Consider the following 20046-nt stretch of genomic DNA (forward strand, 5'->3'; position numbering starts at 1 on the left):
TTGGTAACCCCGCATCGTAACGAAAGGTGACAGCTATCATCCCCCTTCCTGTTTCAAAAACGCCTTTTTCGTGGACTCGGTCACACCCCGCTATCTCACCGCCGCGCTTTATCAGTTCGTGGACCTGCCAGACTTTGCCGCCCTGCGCGAGCCCCTGCAGTCCCTGTGCGACGCGAACGGCGTGCGCGGCATGCTGTTGCTGGCGCCCGAGGGCATCAACGGCACCATTGCGGGCGAACCGCAGGGCGTGCATGCTGTGCTGGCCTGGCTGCGCAGCGACCCGCGTTTTGCCGCCCTGCAGCACAAGGAGGCGCTGGCCGAGCGCATGCCCTTCTACCGCATGCGGGTGCGGCTCAAGCGCGAGATCGTCACCCTGGGCGTGCCAGGCCTGAACCCCGCACGCAACGCCGGCACCTATGTGAAGCCCGAAGACTGGAACGCCCTCATCGACGACCCGGGCGTGGTGGTGGTGGACACGCGCAATGACTACGAGGTGGGCATTGGCACGTTTGAGCGCGCCATTAACCCGCACACGCAGACCTTTGCAGAGTTTCCGGCCTGGGTGGCGCAGCAATCGCAGTCTGGCGGCGTATTGGCTGGCAAGCCCCGCGTGGCCATGTTCTGCACGGGCGGCATCCGGTGCGAAAAGTCCACCGCGTTCCTCAAGTCCCAAGGCTTTGACGAGGTGTACCACCTGGAAGGCGGCATCCTCAAGTACCTGGAAACCGTGCCCGAAGCATCCAGCCGCTGGCACGGTGACTGCTTTGTGTTCGACGAACGCGTGTCCGTAGGCCATGGCCTCGCACCGGGCCACCACCAGCTGTGCCGATCCTGCCGCATGCCGCTGGGCGAAGCCGAGTTGCAATCACCGCACTACGTGCCCGGTGTGAGCTGTCCGTATTGCCACGGCACCCGCACACCCGAGCAGGAACGCGCCCTGGCCGAGCGCGAGCGGCAGATGCAGCTGGCCCGGCAGCGTGGGCAAGAGCACATCGGCGCGCAGCAACCCGGCCGCCCCACACGCGCTGTGGCCAAGCACGCAGAGGACGATGGCATGGATGGCACAACATGACCGCCCTGCCCGTCCTGTACTCGTTCCGCCGCTGCCCCTATGCCATGCGCGCCCGCCTGGCCCTGGCCGTGAGCGGCCAGGTTTGCGAACTGCGCGAGGTGGTGCTCAAAAGCAAGCCCCAGGGGTTGCTGCAGGCATCGCCCAAGGGCACGGTGCCCGTGCTGGTGTTGCCCAGCAGCCAGGTGCTGGAGCAGAGCCTGGACATCATGCTGTGGGCGCTGCGACAACACGACCCTGAAGGCTGGCTCACCCCCAGCCATGGCAGCCTGGAAGACATGCTCGCGCTGATTGCTGAATGCGATGGCCCGTTCAAGCAGGCGCTGGACCGGTGCAAGTACCCCAGCAGATACCCGGACGCTGACATGGACGCGGAACACGCCCAAGCCGTGGCCTGGTTGGGTGCGCTGGAGGCGCGTCTCTCACCACATCGGCCTTACCTGTTCGGCACCCACGCGGCCCTGGCCGACATGGCGATTGCGCCTTTTGTGCGGCAGTTTGCAGGCATTGATGCCGACTGGTGGACCGCACAGCCGTGGCCCCGCCTGCAGGCCTGGCTGGCGCAATGGCAGGCCAGTCCGCTGTTTGGCCAGGTGATGCCCAAACTGCCCGCATGGGTTGACGGTACACAAGGCGTACCGTTCCCGCATGGCACCGGTATGCCAGGCTGAAGCGGACGCACTGGCCCGCTTGAGATTGGTGCTTTGGGTACCATCTCTTCTACAAAACACCATGCTCCGTGACGCTAGAGGTTGCCACGGAGCAACCCCTCTTCGCTTCATGCACAGCACAGCCTCCTCAGGGCTTTACCGCGCAGAGCCATCTTCAAGCCACCCCATCGACCCTGTAGCCCCTGCATGAAAATCATCGATGAAATGTTGAACCTGGACCTGCTCACCCACGAGCAGCACCTGCAAATCAGTGCATGGATCGCGCGCTCCGCGTCGCCGGAAGAGATATTGCAAATGCCTGCGCCACTGTGGCAGGCCGTAGAACGCGCCAGTCAGACCATGGGCATCAACGAAGACCTTTTGCGTCCTCCTTCGCTGGACGCAGGGGACATGGTGCTTGGATAGCCAACCTTGTGCGCTTTCATGCGACCGGGTGGGACTGCGCTCGGAGCAGGAACACCGGCGCTGGAAGCCCTTCCCATAACGAAAAAGGCGCTCCCTGGAGCGCCTTTTTCATGTAAGCCCATGCCTCACAGGCATCAAGCCATCGAATATCCAGAGCCTCGCTTGTTGCCACCCTTCAGCGCCCGCACCAGCACAGCCAGCAGCACCAAGCCAAACCCCACGAAGCAGATGAACGACCAGTTGGCAATCGAGCCACCCAGGAAGGTCCAGTCGATCGCAGTGCAATCGCCCGAGCCCCGGAAGATCATGGGGATGGCGCGGCTGATGGGGTAGTTTTCGATCATGCCGTAGAAGTCGCGACCGCAGGTAGCGATCTCCGGCGGGTACCACTGCAGCCAGCTCTGGCGAGCCGCCACAAAGGCGCCAAACCCGGCAGTGATCACGGCCAGCACCGCCCAGGTCATCCACCAGCCCCGATTGCCTCGCGCACTAGCCAGGGCCGTGAATACAGCAACACCAATGAGCGCATACCGCTGCACGATGCACATGGGGCAAGGCTCCAGGCCCACCACATGCTGCAGGTACATGCCAAACGCCAGCATCGCCACACAGGCCACGCTGATCAGCGCCAGCACGCGACGCGGGGCCTGATCAATCCAGTTCAACACCATCATTCTTGTCCCTCGAAACCGCAGGTTACCCAGAGAGGCCTCGAAGGAGAAGCAACTCAGATACCGGCGGCGTGATCCAGAAAAACGCGGGCGCGGCGTGGTGTCACCACCAGCGTCTCACCCTCCTTGAAACCCATGTCCTTGAACTGCTGCGCAGGGATCTGCGCTTCGATCAGGGATTCTGGGGACGCATTGTCCGCTGGTTTGTGATCGTCGGTCGGAATAAGTTCCAGGCGCGCAATGGGGCCCACCACAATGGCGCGGCTCAGCTGGGCCACGATGCCACGGGGACGGCCTTCGGCGTCCAGGCCCGCGCCAGGGGAGTAGCGCTCCACGTCCAGGTCGTGCGGGCGCACATAGGCAAAGGCCTTAGCGTTCTGCGCCGCCTGGTGCTCGGGCGAGTCGAGCTGCATGCCGTCCAGGTGCACCAGGCCTTCATGGGCGCGGCCGTGGAACAGGTTCACGTCGCCCAAAAAGCCGTAGACAAACGGGCTGGCAGGCTGGTCCCACACCTGCTGGGGGGAGCCGCTTTGCTCGATCTTGCCCTGGTTGATCACCACCACGCGGTCCGCCACTTCCAGGGCTTCTTCCTGGTCGTGGGTCACGAAGATGCTGGTCACATGCAGCTCGTCGTGCAGGCGGCGCAGCCAGCGACGCAGCTCCTTGCGCACCTTGGCGTCCAGCGCGCCGAAGGGTTCGTCGAGCAGCAGCACCTTGGGCTCCACCGCCAGGGCGCGGGCCAGGGCAATGCGCTGGCGCTGACCGCCCGAGAGCTGCGAGGGGTAGCGCTCGGCCAGCCAGTCCAGCTGCACCAGCTTGAGCAGGTCCATGACCTTTTTCTTGATCTGTGCTTCGCTCGGGCGCTCGCTGCGGGGCTTCACGCGCAGACCAAAAGCCACGTTCTCGAACACCGTCATATGGCGGAACAATGCGTAGTGCTGGAAAACGAAGCCCACGTTACGTTCGCGCACATGCACGTCGGTGGTGTCTTCGCCGCTGAAGTGGATGGTGCCCACGTCGGCCGTCTCCAGGCCCGCGATGATGCGCAGCAGCGTAGTCTTGCCGCAGCCCGAGGGGCCGAGCAGCGCAATGAGTTCGCCCGAGGCAATGTCCAGGCTCACATCGCGCAGCGCCTGAAAGTCGCCAAACTGTTTGCTGACGTTACGGATTTCAATGCTCATGTTCTGTTTCCTTCACACGCCAGCGGGCGCGGGGCGCTCGGGCGGCAATTCGGCGGCGGCCTTCAGGGCCTGCTCGTTGCGGTGTTCGGCAATCGTCTTGATGACCAGCGTGACCAAGGCCAGCAAGGCCAGCAGCGAGGCAGCGGCAAACGCGGCCACCGATTGGTACTCGTTGTAGAGAATCTCGACGTGCAGCGGGATGGTGTTGGTCTGGCCCCGGATGTGGCCGGACACCACCGACACCGCACCAAACTCGCCCATGGCCCGCGCGTTGCACAAGATCACGCCGTACAGCAGGCCCCACTTGATGTTGGGCAAGGTCACGTACCAGAAGGTCTGCCAGCCGCTCGCGCCCAGCACGATGGCGGCCTGCTCCTCGTCGTTGCCCTGCGCCTGCATCAGCGGGATGAGCTCGCGGGCGATGAACGGAAAGGTCACAAACACGGTAGCCAGCACGATGCCGGGCACGGCAAAGATGATCTTGATGTCATGCGCCTGCAGCCACGGACCAAACCAGCCTTGCGCGCCAAACATCAGCACATAGATCAGGCCCGCCACCACGGGCGACACCGAGAACGGCAGGTCCACCAGCGTGGTCAAGAAGGCCTTGCCCTTGAACTCGTACTTGGCAATGCACCACGCGGCTGCCACGCCGAACACGAGGTTCAGCGGCACGGCAATCAGCGCGGTGATCAGCGTGAGCTTGATGGCCGACCAGGCATCGGGCTCGCGCAGGCCTTCCAGGTATGCGCCAAAACCCTTGCGCAGCGCCTCTGCAAACACGGCGGCCAGTGGCAGCACCAGGAACAGCAGCATGAAAGCCAAGGCGATGGCGATCAGCGTGTAGCGGACCCAGGGCGCTTCGGTCGTGCCCGCCTGGGCGCGGCGAATGGTTCGGGAGTTGTTGCCGCTCATGCTGGTGCCCCCGCGTGGCGGCGCTGCCAGGCTTGCAGCGCGTTGATGATGAGCAGCAGGATGAAAGAGATGACCAGCATCACCACAGCCACGGCGGTGGCGCCTGCGTAGTCATACTGCTCCAGCTTGCCGATGATGATGAGCGGCGTGATCTCCGACACCATGGGCATGTTGCCCGCGATGAAGATCACCGAGCCGTATTCCCCCACCGCCCGCGCAAACGCCATGGCAAAGCCGGTGAGCAGTGCGGGCGTGATGGAGGGCAGGATGACCTTGGTGAAGGTCTGCAGGCGCGTGGCGCCCAGGCAGGTGGCGGCTTCTTCCAGCTCCTTTTCGGCGTCTTCCAGCACGGGCTGCACGGTGCGCACCACAAACGGCAGGCCGATGAAGATCAGCGCAATCACAATGCCCGCAGGCTTGAACGCGAGCTGGATGCCCATGGGCTCCAGAATGCTGCCCACCCAGCCGTTGCCTGCCAGCAGGGCCGTGAGCGAGATACCTGCCACGGCAGTGGGCAGCGCAAACGGCAGGTCCACCAGCGCATCGACGATCTTCTTGCCCGGGAACTTGTAGCGCACCAGCACCCACGCGATCAGCAGGCCAAACACCAGATTGACCAGCGCCGCGAGAAACGATGCGCCAAAGGTCAGCCGGTACGACGCCATCACACGCGGTGCGCTGATGGCCGCCCAGAACTGGTCCCAGGTGAGCGTGAAGGTCTTGAAGATCAGTGCCGACAGCGGGATCAGCACGATGATGCTCAAGTAGAAAAGGGTGTAGCCCAGTGACAGCCCAAAGCCAGGCAGCACGCGCTTGGGCGCGCGCCGTCCGGCCGGGGCTGCGGCCACAGCGGTCGCAGTGGTCATAGATGCAGTGGTGAGTCGGGAAAAGCGCTGGGCCTATTTACTTGGCGCCGGGCGTGTACAGCTTGTCGAACTGGCCGCCATCATTGAAATGCACTTTCTGCGCTTCAGTCAGCGAGCCGAAGTACTTGGCCACCGTGAACTGCTTGAGCGGCTTGAAGGTGTCGGCGTACTTCTTGAGCACGGTCTCCGAACGGGGGCGGATGGCGTGCTTGGCTGCGATCTCTTGCGCTTCTTCCGAGTACAGGTAGTCCAGGTAGGCCTTGGCCAGCTGGGCCGTGCCCTTCTTGGCCACGGTGCGTTCCACCACGGCCACGGGGTTTTCAGCCACCACGCTCACCGAGGGGTAGATGGCATCGACCTTGCCCGCGCCGAACTCGCGGTCGATGGAGACCACCTCGGATTCGAAAGTGATCAGCACATCGCCCTGGTTGCGCTGCAGGAAGGTGGCCGTGGCATCGCGGCCGCCCTTGGCCAGGATAGGCACGTTCTTGTACAGCTTGCCGACAAACTCGGCGGCCTGCGCCTCGGTGCCGCCCTTTTCACGCACGGCGCCCCAGGCGGCCAGGTAGGCATAGCGGCCGTTGCCGCCGGTCTTGGGGTTGACCACGATCACCTGCACGCCGGGCTTGATCAGGTCGTCCCAGTCCTTGATGTTCTTGGGGTTGCCGTTGCGCACCAGGAACAGCATGGTCGAGGTGGTGGGCGATGCGTCGTGCGGGAACTTCTTGGCCCAGTCCTTGGCAACCACGCCGTTGTCCGCCAGAAACTGTACGTCGGTGGTGGTATTCATGGTGACCACGTCAGCAGCCAAACCGTCGTTCACGGCACGGGCCTGGGCGCTGGAGCCGGCGTGCGACTGGTCGATCTTCACGTCCTGGCCGGTGGTCTTCTTGTAGTGCGCAGCGAAGGCCACGTTGTAGTCCTTGTAGAACTCGCGGGCCACGTCATACGACACATTGAGCAGCGAATTTTGAGCGGCAGCCATGCCGCTCGCGGCCAGGGCCAGAGAGGCCAGGAGGGTCTTGAGTTTCAAAGAAGTCATGGTGAAGTCGCCCAAAAAATGCTGGAGATTCCGCATTGTGCGGACCACCCCTTAAAACTCAAAAGAATATATTCTTGTTAATTAATCGAGAATTGGCATATAAAGATCTCAAAGGGCGTGCCGGGGCCATGACCCCAAACCGCACACCAGCTGCCCGGGCCCAACATTTCGGGTCCCGCAGGCTCCAAGCGCTGGAAAAACATGCGCTGACAGCTATCGATTAGATAGCAATCAGGCGGCGGCCGGAGAAACCTGCGAGTACCCTGCAGCTGGCTGGATGGTGCTGTGGTCGCCCTCCAAAGACTGCAGCAACGCCCAGCCCAGCGGCCATTCGCCATGGCCCGAGTCAATATTGATATGCCCCGCGTTCTGCATGCGCACAAACTCGCTGCCCCAGGCTCTGGCATAGGCGCCCGCCAGGCGAATGGGACAAAACGGGTCATTGCTGCTGGCCACCACGATGCTGCGGTAAGGCAACGCCGCGTAGGGCACGGGGGCAAAGTCGCTCAGGATGGCGCGGCGCTCGGGGTCGGCAGGAGCCACCAGCAAGGCGCCGCACACCTTGGCTGCAGCCTCCGGCCCCATGTGGGTGGTGGCAATACAGCCCAGGCTGTGTGCCACGATCACTACAGGGTGCGTTGCGGCCAGTACCGTCTTCTCCAGCTGACTCACCCAGGCTGAACGCGTGGGCGTGATCCAGTCGTCCTGCACCACGCGGCGCGCGTGGGGCAGGCGCTCGGCCCACAGGCTTTGCCAGTGGCCGGGGCCCGAATCGCGCCAGCCGGGGACGATGATGATGGAGGTGGTGGTCACAGGCAGGGATTCTGCGAGCCAGCCTTTAAAACCCAAACGACTTAATTCTTGTTATTTAATCGCCAAATCATCTAATCACAGACAATCCGGAGACAAAAAATCGCATGCGCTAGTGTCGTCCGCTGCAAGCCATCCCATCTAATCGTCGGCCAGCAAGCGCTTCAGTCGCTGGGGATAGTTGTTGAGGAAGTCACGAGTTACCGCGTAGTGCTCCGTGTCCTCGAAGGCCACTTCGGACAGACCAGCGCCATCGAATTGGATGATCTTGGCGTTTGGATAGGACAGCAGGATGGGGGAGTGCGTGGCAATGATGAATTGAGATTTGTCTTCCACCAATTGGTGGATTGCATACAGCGCAGCGAGTTGGCGGTTGGGTGATAAGGCTGCCTCGGGCTCGTCCAGCAAGTACAACCCTTTGCCCTGGAACTTGTGCGTCAGCAGCGCCATAAACGCCTCGCCATGAGACCGAGCATGTAGCGATTTTCCGCCGTAGTTATCCAGGTAGCCAACCTCATCCATGTAGGTGGCCACATTGAAGAAGCTCTCAGCCCGCAAGAAATAGCCATCTTGCGGCTTACGGTAGCTCCGCGCCAACCGCAGCACCTCATGCAACGATGATTCTGAATCCGCCGTAGCCAGTCTGAAATTGCGAGTGCCACCCTCCGGGCTATAGCCCAGGGCCAACGCGATGCCCTCTAGCAACGTTGATTTCCCAGAACCGTTCTCCCCCACAAAGAAGGTTACGTCCGGGTGAAACTGCAGCAGACCCAGTTCTCGGATCGAGGGTACGTTGTAGGGATAGGTTTCGTAGTCCACATCTGCATCTGGGCGGATGCAAGCGCTTTGGAGATAGGGTTTGGCGGCAAGCATGCGCTCATGCTAACGGGCCGCGCGGACTTTTAGCTCACTGGGCAAAAGGTCTATTCGATGGCCCCCAGTCTTCCCGCGAAATGGCCAAGTGGCCCGAAAGAGATAAGCCCCAAAGAACATTTTTAGATTTTTTGCATCCGCTCAACCCCATTTAGCTATCCCGTTCGTTTCACCCAGCACCACCACTTTTTTGATGGAGCTGCCATGAAACCCCGCCTTCTCACCCTGCCCGCCCTCGCGACACTGGCCGCGTTGCTGGGCCTGAGCCACCTGCCTGCCCATGCCATTGGCCGCCTGGCCGATGTCACCATCGTGGACCGCGACACTGGGACCACGTTGCCGGTGCACTACGCCCAAGGCGAGTACTGGGTGGCCGGCCGCCCGGGCGCGCGGTATGCCATCACCGTGCGCAACCGGCTGGGCGAGCGGGTCCTGGCCGTGCCTTCGGTGGACGGGGTCAACGTGCTCAGCGGCGAAACCGCTGCGTGGGACCAGGGCGGGTATGTGTTCTCGCCCTATGAGCGTTACCAGATCACCGGCTGGCGCAAGAGCAACAGCGAAGTCGCTGCGTTCGAGTTCTCGCACATTGCCAACTCGTATGCCGCCCGAACAGGCCGCCCCGGTCACGTGGGCGTGATTGGCGTGGCGCTGTTCCGCGAACAGCCACCGGTGCCCTCGCCCGCCGTCGTCCCCGAGCCATACAGCCAGCGCCGTGATGGCAGCAACGGGAGTGCCAACAGCCTGGGGCGCTTGCGCGAAGAGCCTGCCCCTGCGCTGCCCTCTGCACAGTCGGCACCCGCACCAGCCGCCGCCGCACCGTCGCCAGCATCAGAGGCCGAGTCCTCGGCGCGCTCGATGTCTGCCGACAGTGCGGCCAAGGCTGCGCCTATGCCGTCGGCCAAGCTGGGAACGGCGCACGGCCAGCGCGAGACATCCGTTGTGTCGCACACCACTTTCACCCGGCTGCAACTCCGCCCCAACGAAATCATCAGCATCCGCTATGACAGCCGCGAAAACCTGATGGCTGCGGGCGTGATCCGCGAGCCCATCGCGCGGCCCCCTGTGCCCCGCGCGTTTCCGCAGTCCGACAACCTGTCGTACGTTCCCGACCCGCGGTAGGCCTTGAGAGCATCTACCGGTACGCTCCCGATGGTGCATGCGGGCCTCGCATAATCCGCGGGTGCCATCCGCCCCGCCCCACGACGATGCCGACGAGACGCTGATGCTGCGTTACGCCAGCGGCGACCTGGGTGCGTTCGACCGGCTCTACGCCCGGCACGAGCTGGCCGTGTGGCGGTTCGTGTTTCGCAGCGTGAAGGTGCAGGCCGTGGCCGACGACCTGCTGCAGGACGTGTGGTTTGCGGTGGCGCGCAACGCTGCCCGCTACGAGGTCAAGGCCAGGTTCCGAACCTGGCTGTTCACCTTGGCACACCACCGGCTGGTGGACCACCTGCGTACCGCCAAACACCATGCCAGCCTGGATGCCAGCGACGACGATGCGCGCAGCCTGGCAGACACGCTGGTGGCGGACTCGGGCTTCGGGCCCGTGCGCCAGCTGCAGTCGCGCGAGCAGGCCGCCGCGCTCATCGCCGCCGTAGAGCAGTTGCCGCCAGAGCAGCGCGAGGCCTTTTTGTTGCAAGCCGAAGGAGACCTGAGCGTGCAGGAGATTGCCGAGGCCACCGGCGTGAACTTTGAAACCGCCAAGAGCCGCCTGCGCTACGCGCGGGCCAGCCTGCGCCAGCACCTCAAGGAGTTTGTATGACCCGGCAGGATGACGAACTGGTCCGGCGCTACCACGAGGCCAGCGAACAGGAAGGCGCCCGCCCCGGCGCGCATGTGCGTGATGCCGTGCGTGCGCATGCACAGATGGTGGCAGCGGCTGCGGCATCAGCCACCCCGGTAGCAGCCCCTGCCGCCAACCAGGCCCGCTGGAAGATTTCGGCCCTGGCCACCTTGGCCGTGGTGGGACTGACTGGCTTGCTGATGCTGCAGTTTGAGCGCGGCACACCCGAAGAGCGGGACACCGCTTTCAGCCACCGCCGGGCCGAGTCGCCTGCGCAGGCTCCTACGGCCCCTGCGCCTGCCCCTGCGGCCACACCGACGCTCCCGCCACCGGCAGAGCCCCCATCGGGCACTCCGCCTGCGCCGGAAAGCACGCAGAAAAGTACGCGGAACAGCACCGGCCCGTCGGCCGACGCCATGCCCCCCAAGCCCGCCACGGTAGCCCCCCCCGCGCCTGCGCAGACACCAGCACCCGTCCAGCCCGTAGCCAAGTCGGCTCCTGTGTCGCCTTCCACTGAGCAGGAAGCCCTGTCAGCACCTCGCGCCGCCGGGGCCGCCTCCGGCTTCCCCGCATCACCCCCCATGCCCTCGACGGCCGCAGCCCCCCGCGCCGAATCCAGTACCGAAAGGCGCGAACGCGCATCAGTCTCCCCTGCACCAGCCCTTCAAGAAACCGCTCCGGCTGCCCCCGCCGCAGCAGCTGCACCAGCCACCCGCGCCCCGCTGGCGGACTCTGCAGCGCGCGACCACCAAGCGGCTGCTACAGCCCCTGCCATGTCAAAAAATCTGGGCGCGGCCTTGCCCGTCACCATCTGGGAGGCCGCCCGCACGGGCCAACCCCAGCAGGTCGAAGCCCTCGTGCAACAGGGCACACCAGTGGATGCCCGCGACCCCGGAGGAAAAACCGCCCTGATGCTGGCCGCCATGAACGGCCACACCGCCACCGTGCAGCGGCTGCTGGCCCTGCGCGCCAACCCGGCGCTGGTGGATCGCGACGGTCTGAACGCGGCGCAGCTGGCGGCACAGCGGGGGCACGCGCGCCTGGTGGAGTTGCTGGAAGCGGCGCGCTGAAAATCGCACCGGCAGGCCAGACAGGACTGCATCACGTACGCACGGGGTAGACATACCGGCCCCGTCAGTGACAACGGCGAATCAGCCGCTCGTCAAAAGCATCAGAACCGCACCGCCTCAAACGCCGGATGCAGCGCGTCGATCCAGTGGTCCAGCTCGTCCTGCGTCACATGCAGGTGGTCCATGCAGGCCTGGCCGTGTTGGGTCCACTCGCGCGTGGGGGCCAGGCCGTCGTGCTGGTTGACCAGAAACTCGGCCAGCAACCCCAGCGCCACCAGGTGCCGCACGGTGGGATCAAACTGCTCGTCGTTCAGGCAGGCAAAGTCGTGGTGCAGCCAGATGGCCTGTGCCACGTCGCCCGGCAGGTGCCAGGTGCGCGCCACGATGGCGCCCATCACCGCGTGGTCGGTGCGGTGGCTCGCGTTCTCGGTCTGGGTAAAGGTGCGGTCCTTGCGCGCCAGGGCCTCGGTCACGGTGCCCGCGTAGCCCCGCACCGCCTTCACCAGCACCGGCATGCCCACATGGCAGAACAACCCGAAGCTGTAGCCCAGCCCTGGGTCCAGGCTGTAGAGCTGGTGGCCGATGTGCTCGCACGCAATGGCGCGGCGCTGCGAGCTTTCCCAGAAATGCTCCAGCAGCGGCGAGCGCACCTGCAGCGCATTGCGCGTGATGAAGGCAGACAGCAGCTCCACGGCCGGCTGCAGCCCCAGTACCGTCAGCGCCATGCCCACGGTCTGCACCGGCTGGGCCAGGCCGTACAGCGGGCTGTTGGCCAGCCGCATCACGGCGGCGGCCAGGGCTACGTCGGAGGATGCCAGTTGCTCCAGCGCGGTCGAGTCCAGCTCGGGCGCCACCACGATCTGCTGCAGGCGCAGCAACGATTCGGGGCACGGCGGGATCACGATGGCGCGCACGGCAGGGTGCACGCGGGCTTGCCGGATGTCTTGGTCGATGGGGTGTGGAGCGGTCACAAAAAGTCCCCGGGCCGCCGCGTGTGCCGACCACACGGACGGGCGCAGCCCGCACAGTTGCAATTCGTTGCATTGTGGCGCCAAAAAGTGCTTTGCCCACCGAACCCGTGCACAAGCGCAGGCTTTGCGCCCAGCGCCTCAGAACCTGCCCTTTGAACAGGTTCTCAGATATTGGCGCCGTCGAGCCCCTGCAGGGCCTGCCGCGTGCTCAGGCTGCTCCGGCCGGGCATGGCCTTGCCCAGGTAGTCCAGAAAGCGCCGCACCGCGGGCGACAGCCCCCGGCGGGAGGGGAACACGGCATGCACGATGGCGGGCGCCGGCGCCCAGTCGGGCAGCACCCGCACCAGCTTGCGCTCGCGCATTTCTTCCTGGCACATGTAGTCGGGCATCCAGCACACCCCCGTGCCGGCCACGGCAGCGTATTTGAGCGTGAGCAGGTCGTCCGCCACATAGCGCGGCGTGTGCTGCACCACCTGGTGCACGCCGCCCGGGCCGATCAGGTTCCAGGTCGATCGGCCATCGGGGGCCGACATGGCGATGCTGTCGAGCTTGGCCAGGTCGTCCAGCGTTTGGGGCGTGCCCTGGCGGATCAGCAGCTCGGGGCTGGCCACCAGGATCTGCGTGGTGTGGTCCAGCCGCTTGACGACCATGCTACCGCTGTCGTCCACCGAGGGACGCACGCGCAGCGCCACGTCGATGCCCTCTTCCACCAGGTTGACCGCGCGGTTGCTCACCAGCATGTCGATGCGCACCTCGGGGCAACTGGCCAGGAACCGGGGGATCAGCTCGGCCACCACGGTCTGCGCCAGCGTGACAGGGCAGCTCACGCGGATGGTGCCGCGCGGTACGGTCTGCACCTGGGCCACCGTGTCGGCCGCCGCCTGGGCCGATTCGCGCATGGCCTGACAGTGGCGCAAATAGGCTTCGCCCACTTCGGTCAGCGAGAGCTTGCGGGTGGTGCGCTGCAGCAGGCGCACGCCCAGCTGCGTTTCCAGGTCGGACACCCGGCGCGACAGGCGCGATTTGGGAATGCCGAGCGCGCGGCCCGCAGCGGCAAAGCCACCGCGCTCCACCACTTCGGCGAAATACAGCATGTCGTTGAGATCTTGCATGGGCTTCATCGTCCTATGGATAGAACAATCTATCGCAAGTTCACTACCTTATCAACAAATTGATCCATCCCCACAATTCATCCCATGGCCACACGCTGTGGCTCCGATCCACAGAACCCCAGGAGTTCCCTCATGCAACTGCTTCACGTCGACTCTGCCATCACCGGTGATCAATCCGTGTCCCGCCAACTGACTGCCCGCACCGTGACCGCCTGGCAAGCCGCCCACCCTAGCACCACCGTGCAATACCTGGACCTGGCCCAGCAAGCGCCTTCGCACCTGTCGGCCCAGTCGCTGGGGTTCCGCACCGGCCAGGCCGCTGCCACCGAGGCAGAGCGCGCTGAAAACGCACTGTCCGAAGCCCTGGTGAGCCAGTTCCTGGCCTCCGACGTGATCGTGATTGGCACGCCGCTGTACAACTTCTCCATCCCCAGCCAGCTCAAGGCCTGGATCGACCGCCTGGCGCAAGCGGGCCGCACCTTCAAGTACACCGAGAAGGGCCCCGTGGGTCTGGCCGGTGGCAAGACCGTGATCGTGGCCTCCACCCGTGGCGGCGTGTACTCGACCAGCGAAGGCGGTCAGGCCATGGAGCACCAGGAGAGCTACCTGAAGGTGGTGTTCGGCTTCTTCGGCATCACCGACGTGCGTTTTGTGCGTGCCGAAGGCGTGGCCATGGGCCCGGACGCCAAGGCGGCCGCACTGGCCTCGGCCAACGTGGAAATTTCCACACACACCAGCGTGGCGGCCAACCAGGGTCGCGTGTCGCAGGCCGCCTAAGCCTAGCGGCAACAACGGCGCGCAGGGCACAAGCCCTGCAAGCCCCCCCCAAAACCCGGCCCTGTGCCGGGTTTGGGCTTTTATCAGGGCAAAACGGCCGGATGCGCTAGTGGAACATGCCTGAGCAGCTATCATTTTTGATATGCCACACACGGACCATGCCGCCCCCACGCCACACCGTGCCAGCAGTCACTGCGCAGCGGGCGGCGCCTGCCGCTGCAGCCATTGCTCGGCCAGTGGCCCGGGCGCCAGGGCCGGTGCAAACAGCCAGCCCTGAAAACGCTCGCAGCCCATGCGGATCAACAACTGCAGCTGTTCCTCGGTCTCCACGCCTTCGGCCACCACCTCCAGCCCCAGCGTGCGGGCCAGGGCGTTGACGGTGGCGCAGATCTCGCGGTCGTTCACGTCCACCACGATGTCGCGCACAAACACCTTGTCGATCTTCAGCTCGCTCACCGGCAGGCGCTTGAGCTTGATGAGCGACGAGTGGCCCGTGCCAAAGTCGTCGATCGACAGCGCAAAACCCGCGTTCTTCAGATCGAGCGCGATGGCGTACAGGGACTCGTCCAGCAGCTGCGACTCGGTGATCTCCAGCACCAGGCCGGCGGGCGCCACCCCGGCGCGCTGGGTCACGCCCAGCAGGGTCTGGGTGAAACCCGGCTCACGCAGCTGGATGGTGGAGACATTGACCGACACCACGGGCACCTGCCAGCCCTCGGCACGCCACTGCGCCATCTGGCGGCAGGCGGTCTCGAACACCCACAGCCCGATGGGCACGATGAGCCCGCTCTCCTCGGCCAGCGGGATGAACTCGTCGGGCGGCACCGCCTTGCCATCCACCGACCAGCGCAGCAGCGCCTCGGCACCCACGGTCTGGCGCTGCTGGTTGAGCTGGGGCTGGTAGACCAGCGCGAACTCGCCCGCCTGCAGCGCGTTGTGCAAGCGCCGGCGCAGCTCCAGCCGCCCGCGCGTGATCTGCGTGAACTCCTCGATGTAGAAGCGGTACGAGCCCCGGCCTGCACTCTTGGTGGCGTGCAGCGCCGAATGTGCGTGGCGCACCAGCTCCACGCTGTTGGCCGAATCGTCCGGGTACAGGCTGATGCCCAGGCTGGCCCCCATGTACTGCGCGCCCACCTCCGACAGCTCCCAGGGCTGCGCCAGGCCCTCCACCAGTGAGGCCGCCAGCTGCGCCAGCTCGGTGCGCGACGCGGGGCGCAGCAGCATCACCGTGAACTGGTCATTGGCCAGCCGCGACACCAGGCCCTGCCCCGCCAGCAGCTGGGTGATGCGCTGCGCAACCTCGCTCAGCAGCGCGTCGCCCACGCGGTGGCCATAGGTTTCGTTCACGCTCTTGAAGTGATCCAGGTCGATCAGCATCAGCGCCACGCGGCGGTTGGTGCTGTGTGTGTCGCGGGCGGCCTCGGCCACGGCACGCTCCAGGGCGTCTTCAAAGTAGCGTCGATTGGGCAGGCCGGTGAGCGCATCAAAGTGCGCCACGCGGTACAGCTGCTCCTCGTTGCGCAGCACTGCGGCCTCGGCCGTGCGCAGGCGGTTGAGCAGGCTCACCACAATGGTCTGGCGCAGTGCCGCCAGCAGCAGCACCAGCAGGCAGCACACCAGGATCAGCGCCTGCATGCCTGCCCTGCCATCGGGCGCCACAAACAGCAGCACCAGGGTGATGGCCGCCAGCGTCATGGACAGCAGTGGCACGTAGTTCATGACCTGGTCGCACTGGCGGCGGTAGGCCGAATCTGCCGACATCTCAAACCGCAGCCAGCGTGCGCCCCAGCCCAGCACCAGCGCCGACACACTGAAGCTGGCGTTGAACCAGATGCCCGGCTGCACCGTGTTGCTGATGACCATGAGGTTCCACTGCATCCAGCTCAGGCCAAAGCCCAGCAGGCCCAGCAGCACCAGCGCATGGGACCGGTCGATGCGCACCCCCACCGTCGGAACAGCCAGCGCCGTGACGCCCGCCGCAGCGAGAAACCCGGCCGGGTACAGCACCAGCACCGTGCCCACGGCCAGCGAGTCCACCTCGCCCGAGGGCAGGTAGATCACCAGCGTGAACGCCAGCAGCGCCAGCACCGTGCCGCCAAAGTCCAGGGCGGCCGGGTAAGCCCGATCGCGCGACAGGCGCGCAAAAGTGGCGCGGATGACAGTGGCAGCCCACAGCGGCCCACCCGCCAGAAACAGCAGGTCGGCGGGCGCGGGGAATGGGTTCCAGTCCAGCGCCACCTGCACGTTCCACACCATTTGCCCCAGGGCCACCAGCACCGCAAAGATGAGCAGGCCGGTGTGCAGCGCGCGGTCGGTGGGCGGCGCCAGCCGCCAGCCACGCCAGGCCCAGAATGCAGAGAGCCCAAACGCCAGCGTCCAGGAGGCGTTGTCCAGAAACAGCCGCACACCCGGGGCCGGTGCCCACAGCGACGCAACGAACAACAGCGTGGTCGCACTCAACCAGACCGCTGTGAGGATTCGTTCCGCGAAGGGCATGGTGGAGGGATGGTGTTACTGGACGTTACCCTCTCATTGTGTATGCAAGCGCGACACCACAGTTTTCCCAGCGCAACGCAGGGGAATGGTGTTGGCGGACCGCTATCATTTAGATAGCTATTTGCACTTTACGGAAAAGCGCAAAACGCCAAAAATACTTGGATGTTTGACTGCTGTTGCAGTCGCTTTTCCCGCCCCCTCTCCCCTTGCGGGAGAGAGGACGAAGCAGCAGCCAGTCCGCAGAGCCACAGCGCCCTTCATCGCAGGGCGCATTTGCGATCAGCTTCAGAAGCCTGGCAGCACCGAGCCCTTGAATTCGGTCTGGATGAACTTCTTGACTTCTTCCGAGTGGTAAGCCTTCACCAGCTTGGCCACCCAGGGCTTGTCCTTGTCGGCTTCACGCACGGCGATCAGGTTGACGTAGGGGCTCTTGGCGTTTTCTTGTGCAATGGCGTCCTTGCCAGGGTTCAGGCCAGCCGACAGCGCAAAGTTGGTGTTGATGGCCGAGGCGTCCAGATCGTCCAGCGAACGGGGCAGCTGGGCGGCGTCCAGTTCAACAAACTTGAGCTTCTTGGGGTTGCTCACCACGTCCAGCGGCGTGGCCTTGAGGCCCGCGCCGTCGCGCAGCTTGATCAGGCCCTTGTCCTGCAGCACCAGCAGCACACGGCCGCCGTTGGTGGGGTCGTTGGGAATGCCGAACTTGGCGCCTTCCTTCAGGTCTTCCAGTTTCTTGACCTTCTTGGAATACAGGCCGATGGGGAAGTTGACGGTGTAGCCCACCGACACCAGCTTGTAGCCACGGTCGGCCACTTGCGCATCGAGGTAAGGCTTGTGCTGGTAGCTGTTGGCGTCCAGGTCGCCCGCAGCCAGCGCGGCGTTGGGCTGCACGTAGTCGCTGAACTCGACGATCTGGATCTTGAGGCCGTCCTTCTCGGCAACCTTCTTCACCTGCTCGAAGATCTGGGCGTGGGGGCCGCCGGTCACGCCCACCTTGATGGGCTTGTCCTGGGCCATGGCGCCGGACGAGAAAGCGGCAGCAGCGGCCAGGGCCAGGGCGGATTGCAGGAGAAGGCGCTTGTTGTTGTTCACAGGGAAAACCTTTCGTTGAGAGATGGTTCGCATCCTAGGGTTTCCCCGATAAAACTGGAACAACTAAGTTTTCATTTCATTACAACCCATTCGAATAAGAAGACAAGGCCCGTGCCCCCACGCCCACCTCATGAAACTGGCGCGCGCCCGGCGAGGGCAGCCGAGCAAGGGCCGCCCCGCAGCGAGGGCTGCCTCCCCCTTCCCGAATGGCGCAGCGATTCAAGAGAAGGGGGAAGTGGCGCAGCCACTCAGGGGGATGTTCCAAGTCACCCACGCAGTGCCACGTTGTTCAGCTTGTCCAGCCGCTCGGGCCAGGTGCCCTCCACCGTCGCGCCCTGCAGCAGGATGCGCGTCCAGGCCACCCAGGCGTCCCACTGCACGCGCTTGTCCCACGCATTGCCCCAGGCGCTGAACAGGTGCAGTGCGCTCTCGGCAGCGGCCTTGGCGTCGTCCTTGCGGCCAGCGGAGAGGTACAGCTGGGCCAGCACCATCTGCGGCTCGCCCACCCAGGGGTTGTGGCGCACGGCGCTTTCCAGCACGCCGGTGGCCACGTCCAGGTCCACCAGCGGCTGGTCTTGCTGGATGACGGACCAGTACAGCGACGTGGCCGCCGCCTCGTTGGCGGCAGACAGGTGCTGCGTGCAATGGGCAAACACGGGCGGCATGGGCAGCACGTCCTTCAGCCCCGGGTGCTGCAGCGCCTTGGCCAAGCCATTGATCTGGTGCACCATGCGCCCCGACGGTCGCATGGGCCCGGGCCAGAGCGATGCAGCCCAGTGCGCCTTCTGGTTGCGGTGTTGCACGTCCGGAAAGCGCGAAAAGATGTCGTCCTGCCAGCTGAACCACTGCTCGATGGTGTCGGCCATGCTCACGATGATGAAGGCCGCCACCTCGTAGGGCGTGAGCACATGGTCCTGCCCGTCTTTTTGCAGCACCAGGCTGCCGTCCGCCTCCAGCGCATGGGCCAGCACTTTTTGCACAAACTGCGTGCGCGACTGGGTGCAGAACAGGTAGACCAGGTGCTCGGCCGACTCGCCCGCAATCTCGCGCACCCGGGCGCGCTCCTTGGCAGGGTCGAACTTCACCAGGTCCACAAACGCATTGCCATACACGCTGTGCAGCAGGCCCAGCAGGCGCACGTCGCGCGGCTGCTGCCACACCGTCAGCGTGCGCGTCACGCCCACCAGGTGGTGGCGAAACGTGCCCGCCTTGTGCCAGTCCTGCCCCACATTGCGCGCGAGCACCGTGGGCAACACGGGCGCCAGTTCGGGGTCGCGGGTCAGCCACTCGTCGTCCAGCAGCGGCAACGCGCGGGCAAACAGGTCAGGGTCCAGGGGGTGAAGCGGCAGGGTCATGGGGGTTGTGTCTCCGGCGTTGAGTGTGCGGGTAATGCAATGTACACACAGTATCTGCCCACACGGCGGTTGCGCAAGCACCGCGGCGACCCTGCCCGTACACCCAGCACGCGCCTGCACGGCGGCTCGGTCAGCCCCATTGCGGGTTGCGGGCTTTCAGGCTCAGAGGCTGAGAGTTTTTTAGCCGGGCCCGAAAGGCGCGCAAATACGCCTCGGATCTAGGCACAAAGCACAGCCATAGCTCACGCTATGGCGAGCATTGGTAACGACGCGCCGGGCGTATTGGCGTGCAAAGCGGGCATGGATAAAGGACTCTCAGCCTCTCAGACCAGCCGCACCTCAAAGTACGCGCCCTCGCCTTCTCCCAGATCCCGGAACCCGGCCTGCCGGGCTGCCACGCTGGCCTTGCCCCAGGCCTTGAGCAGGGTGAGATCGCCAGGAGACACCACCTCAGGGGGCGACTCCTCCAGGCTCTGCATGGTGTCCAGGGCAGCCGCCACCTGTTCGGGGCCGCCAAGCTGCTTTTCCAGGGCCCTGGCGTACCGGGTTTCTGCGGCAATGCGCTCCTTGGCCGGGAGTTCCTCGGGGTAGTCGCGCAGGGTGACGGCGTAAGTGGATTCGATGACTTGCATGGCGCTGCTTCTCCTGTGGTTTGATGCTGTATGAATATACAGTTTTTTCCAACAAAATTCGAGCACCGAAAGATCCCACACGGAGCGCGGGAGGATGGAAAGATTGTTCTCAATACTGGAACAGTTAGTTTGCGACTGGGTGGTTTTTCCCTGAACACCATCGGCGTACAGTTCATCCCATCGATGAGCCGAACCCGCAAGGCGACTCACCGAACCCGGTTCAGGAATCGTTTTTGACCCGGCTTTTTTGAGACGCTT

At 64.7% G+C, this 20046-nt stretch carries 20 protein-coding genes; 7 read left to right on the forward strand and 13 right to left on the reverse strand.

Annotated elements, in window-relative coordinates:
- The first annotated feature begins 70 nt into the window (after window positions 1-70).
- The 3 genes from IB236_RS16680 (at window position 71) to IB236_RS16690 (ending at window position 2145) form a co-directional block, all read left to right on the forward strand.
- Window positions 71-1072, forward strand: coding sequence for a rhodanese-related sulfurtransferase (locus tag IB236_RS16680; RefSeq protein ID WP_192421498.1), 1002 nt, complete (start codon window positions 71-73; stop codon window positions 1070-1072).
- Window positions 1069-1740 (forward strand): glutathione S-transferase, encoded by a 672-nt coding sequence (locus IB236_RS16685; RefSeq protein WP_146871083.1) that lies wholly within the window; start codon window positions 1069-1071, stop codon window positions 1738-1740. Before IB236_RS16680 ends, IB236_RS16685 begins: the two co-directional genes overlap by 4 nt.
- A gap of 186 nt (window positions 1741-1926) precedes the next feature.
- Window positions 1927-2145, forward strand: a complete 219-nt coding sequence (locus tag IB236_RS16690) for a hypothetical protein (protein WP_056067635.1) — start codon at window positions 1927-1929, stop codon at window positions 2143-2145.
- A gap of 134 nt (window positions 2146-2279) precedes the next feature.
- Here the strand turns inward: IB236_RS16690 and IB236_RS16695 are convergent, their stop codons facing one another.
- From IB236_RS16695 to IB236_RS16725, 7 genes are all read right to left on the reverse strand, one after another.
- Window positions 2280-2816, reverse strand: coding sequence for a disulfide bond formation protein B (locus IB236_RS16695; RefSeq protein ID WP_056746679.1), 537 nt, complete (start codon window positions 2814-2816; stop codon window positions 2280-2282).
- Window positions 2817-2872: 56 nt separating this feature from the next.
- Complete coding sequence (locus tag IB236_RS16700) at window positions 2873-3997, reverse strand: sulfate/molybdate ABC transporter ATP-binding protein (RefSeq protein ID WP_056067633.1); 1125 nt, start codon at window positions 3995-3997, stop codon at window positions 2873-2875.
- 12 nt (window positions 3998-4009) lie between these two features.
- The gene (cysW, locus tag IB236_RS16705) at window positions 4010-4912 is read right to left on the reverse strand and encodes a sulfate ABC transporter permease subunit CysW (RefSeq protein WP_056746212.1); all 903 of its coding nucleotides are present in this window, start codon (window positions 4910-4912) and stop codon (window positions 4010-4012) included.
- Window positions 4909-5778, reverse strand: a complete 870-nt coding sequence (gene cysT / locus IB236_RS16710) for a sulfate ABC transporter permease subunit CysT (RefSeq protein ID WP_056746214.1) — start codon at window positions 5776-5778, stop codon at window positions 4909-4911. Before cysT ends, cysW begins: the two co-directional genes overlap by 4 nt.
- A 37-nt stretch (window positions 5779-5815) precedes the next feature.
- Complete coding sequence (locus IB236_RS16715) at window positions 5816-6820, reverse strand: sulfate ABC transporter substrate-binding protein (RefSeq protein ID WP_056067832.1); 1005 nt, start codon at window positions 6818-6820, stop codon at window positions 5816-5818.
- Between the two features lie 231 nt (window positions 6821-7051).
- Window positions 7052-7633, reverse strand: a complete 582-nt coding sequence (locus tag IB236_RS16720; RefSeq protein WP_146871084.1) for an alpha/beta hydrolase — start codon at window positions 7631-7633, stop codon at window positions 7052-7054.
- 138 nt (window positions 7634-7771) lie between these two features.
- Window positions 7772-8503: an AAA family ATPase gene (locus IB236_RS16725; RefSeq protein WP_146871085.1), complete on the reverse strand. Its 732-nt coding sequence runs from the start codon at window positions 8501-8503 to the stop codon at window positions 7772-7774.
- A 204-nt stretch (window positions 8504-8707) separates the two neighbouring features.
- On the opposite strand from IB236_RS16725, the gene IB236_RS16730 reads away from it, so the two are divergent.
- The 3 genes from IB236_RS16730 to IB236_RS16740 are packed head-to-tail and all read left to right on the forward strand — an operon-like array spanning window position 8708 to window position 11356.
- Window positions 8708-9622 carry a hypothetical protein gene (locus tag IB236_RS16730; RefSeq protein WP_146871086.1) on the forward strand — a complete coding sequence of 305 codons (915 nt, stop codon included), beginning with the start codon at window positions 8708-8710 and terminating at the stop codon, window positions 9620-9622.
- A gap of 37 nt (window positions 9623-9659) precedes the next feature.
- On the forward strand, window positions 9660-10265 hold the full coding sequence (locus IB236_RS16735; RefSeq protein ID WP_167514345.1) for a sigma-70 family RNA polymerase sigma factor: 606 nt from the start codon (window positions 9660-9662) through the stop codon (window positions 10263-10265).
- Entirely contained in the window at window positions 10262-11356 is a 1095-nt protein-coding gene (locus IB236_RS16740; RefSeq protein ID WP_192421499.1) for an ankyrin repeat domain-containing protein, read from the forward strand. Before IB236_RS16735 ends, IB236_RS16740 begins: the two co-directional genes overlap by 4 nt.
- A gap of 101 nt (window positions 11357-11457) precedes the next feature.
- Here IB236_RS16740 and IB236_RS16745 read toward each other — a convergent pair whose 3' ends face one another.
- Entirely contained in the window at window positions 11458-12327 is an 870-nt protein-coding gene (locus IB236_RS16745; RefSeq protein ID WP_146871088.1) for an HDOD domain-containing protein, read from the reverse strand.
- A 164-nt stretch (window positions 12328-12491) separates the two neighbouring features.
- Complete coding sequence (locus IB236_RS16750; RefSeq protein ID WP_192421500.1) at window positions 12492-13439, reverse strand: LysR family transcriptional regulator; 948 nt, start codon at window positions 13437-13439, stop codon at window positions 12492-12494.
- A gap of 132 nt (window positions 13440-13571) precedes the next feature.
- On the opposite strand from IB236_RS16750, the gene IB236_RS16755 reads away from it, so the two are divergent.
- Entirely contained in the window at window positions 13572-14216 is a 645-nt protein-coding gene (locus IB236_RS16755; protein ID WP_192421501.1) for an FMN-dependent NADH-azoreductase, read from the forward strand.
- Window positions 14217-14405: 189 nt separating this feature from the next.
- Here the strand turns inward: IB236_RS16755 and IB236_RS16760 are convergent, their stop codons facing one another.
- From IB236_RS16760 to IB236_RS24380, 4 genes are all read right to left on the reverse strand, one after another.
- A complete protein-coding gene (locus IB236_RS16760) occupies window positions 14406-16712 on the reverse strand; it encodes a bifunctional diguanylate cyclase/phosphodiesterase (RefSeq protein WP_192421502.1) in 2307 nt (768 codons plus the stop codon).
- A 285-nt stretch (window positions 16713-16997) separates the two neighbouring features.
- Window positions 16998-17801, reverse strand: a complete 804-nt coding sequence (locus IB236_RS16765; protein ID WP_233194296.1) for a MetQ/NlpA family ABC transporter substrate-binding protein — start codon at window positions 17799-17801, stop codon at window positions 16998-17000.
- A gap of 266 nt (window positions 17802-18067) precedes the next feature.
- The gene (locus IB236_RS16770; protein ID WP_192421503.1) at window positions 18068-19156 is read right to left on the reverse strand and encodes a DUF6817 domain-containing protein; all 1089 of its coding nucleotides are present in this window, start codon (window positions 19154-19156) and stop codon (window positions 18068-18070) included.
- A gap of 323 nt (window positions 19157-19479) precedes the next feature.
- Window positions 19480-20046: hypothetical protein (locus IB236_RS24380; RefSeq protein WP_225581201.1), on the reverse strand; the 567-nt coding region annotated here is incomplete at its 5' end.

It is taken from the genome of Acidovorax sp. ACV02 (assembly GCF_014851475.1).
In the GTDB taxonomy this organism is placed as follows: Bacteria; Pseudomonadota; Gammaproteobacteria; order Burkholderiales; family Burkholderiaceae_C; genus Acidovorax; species Acidovorax delafieldii.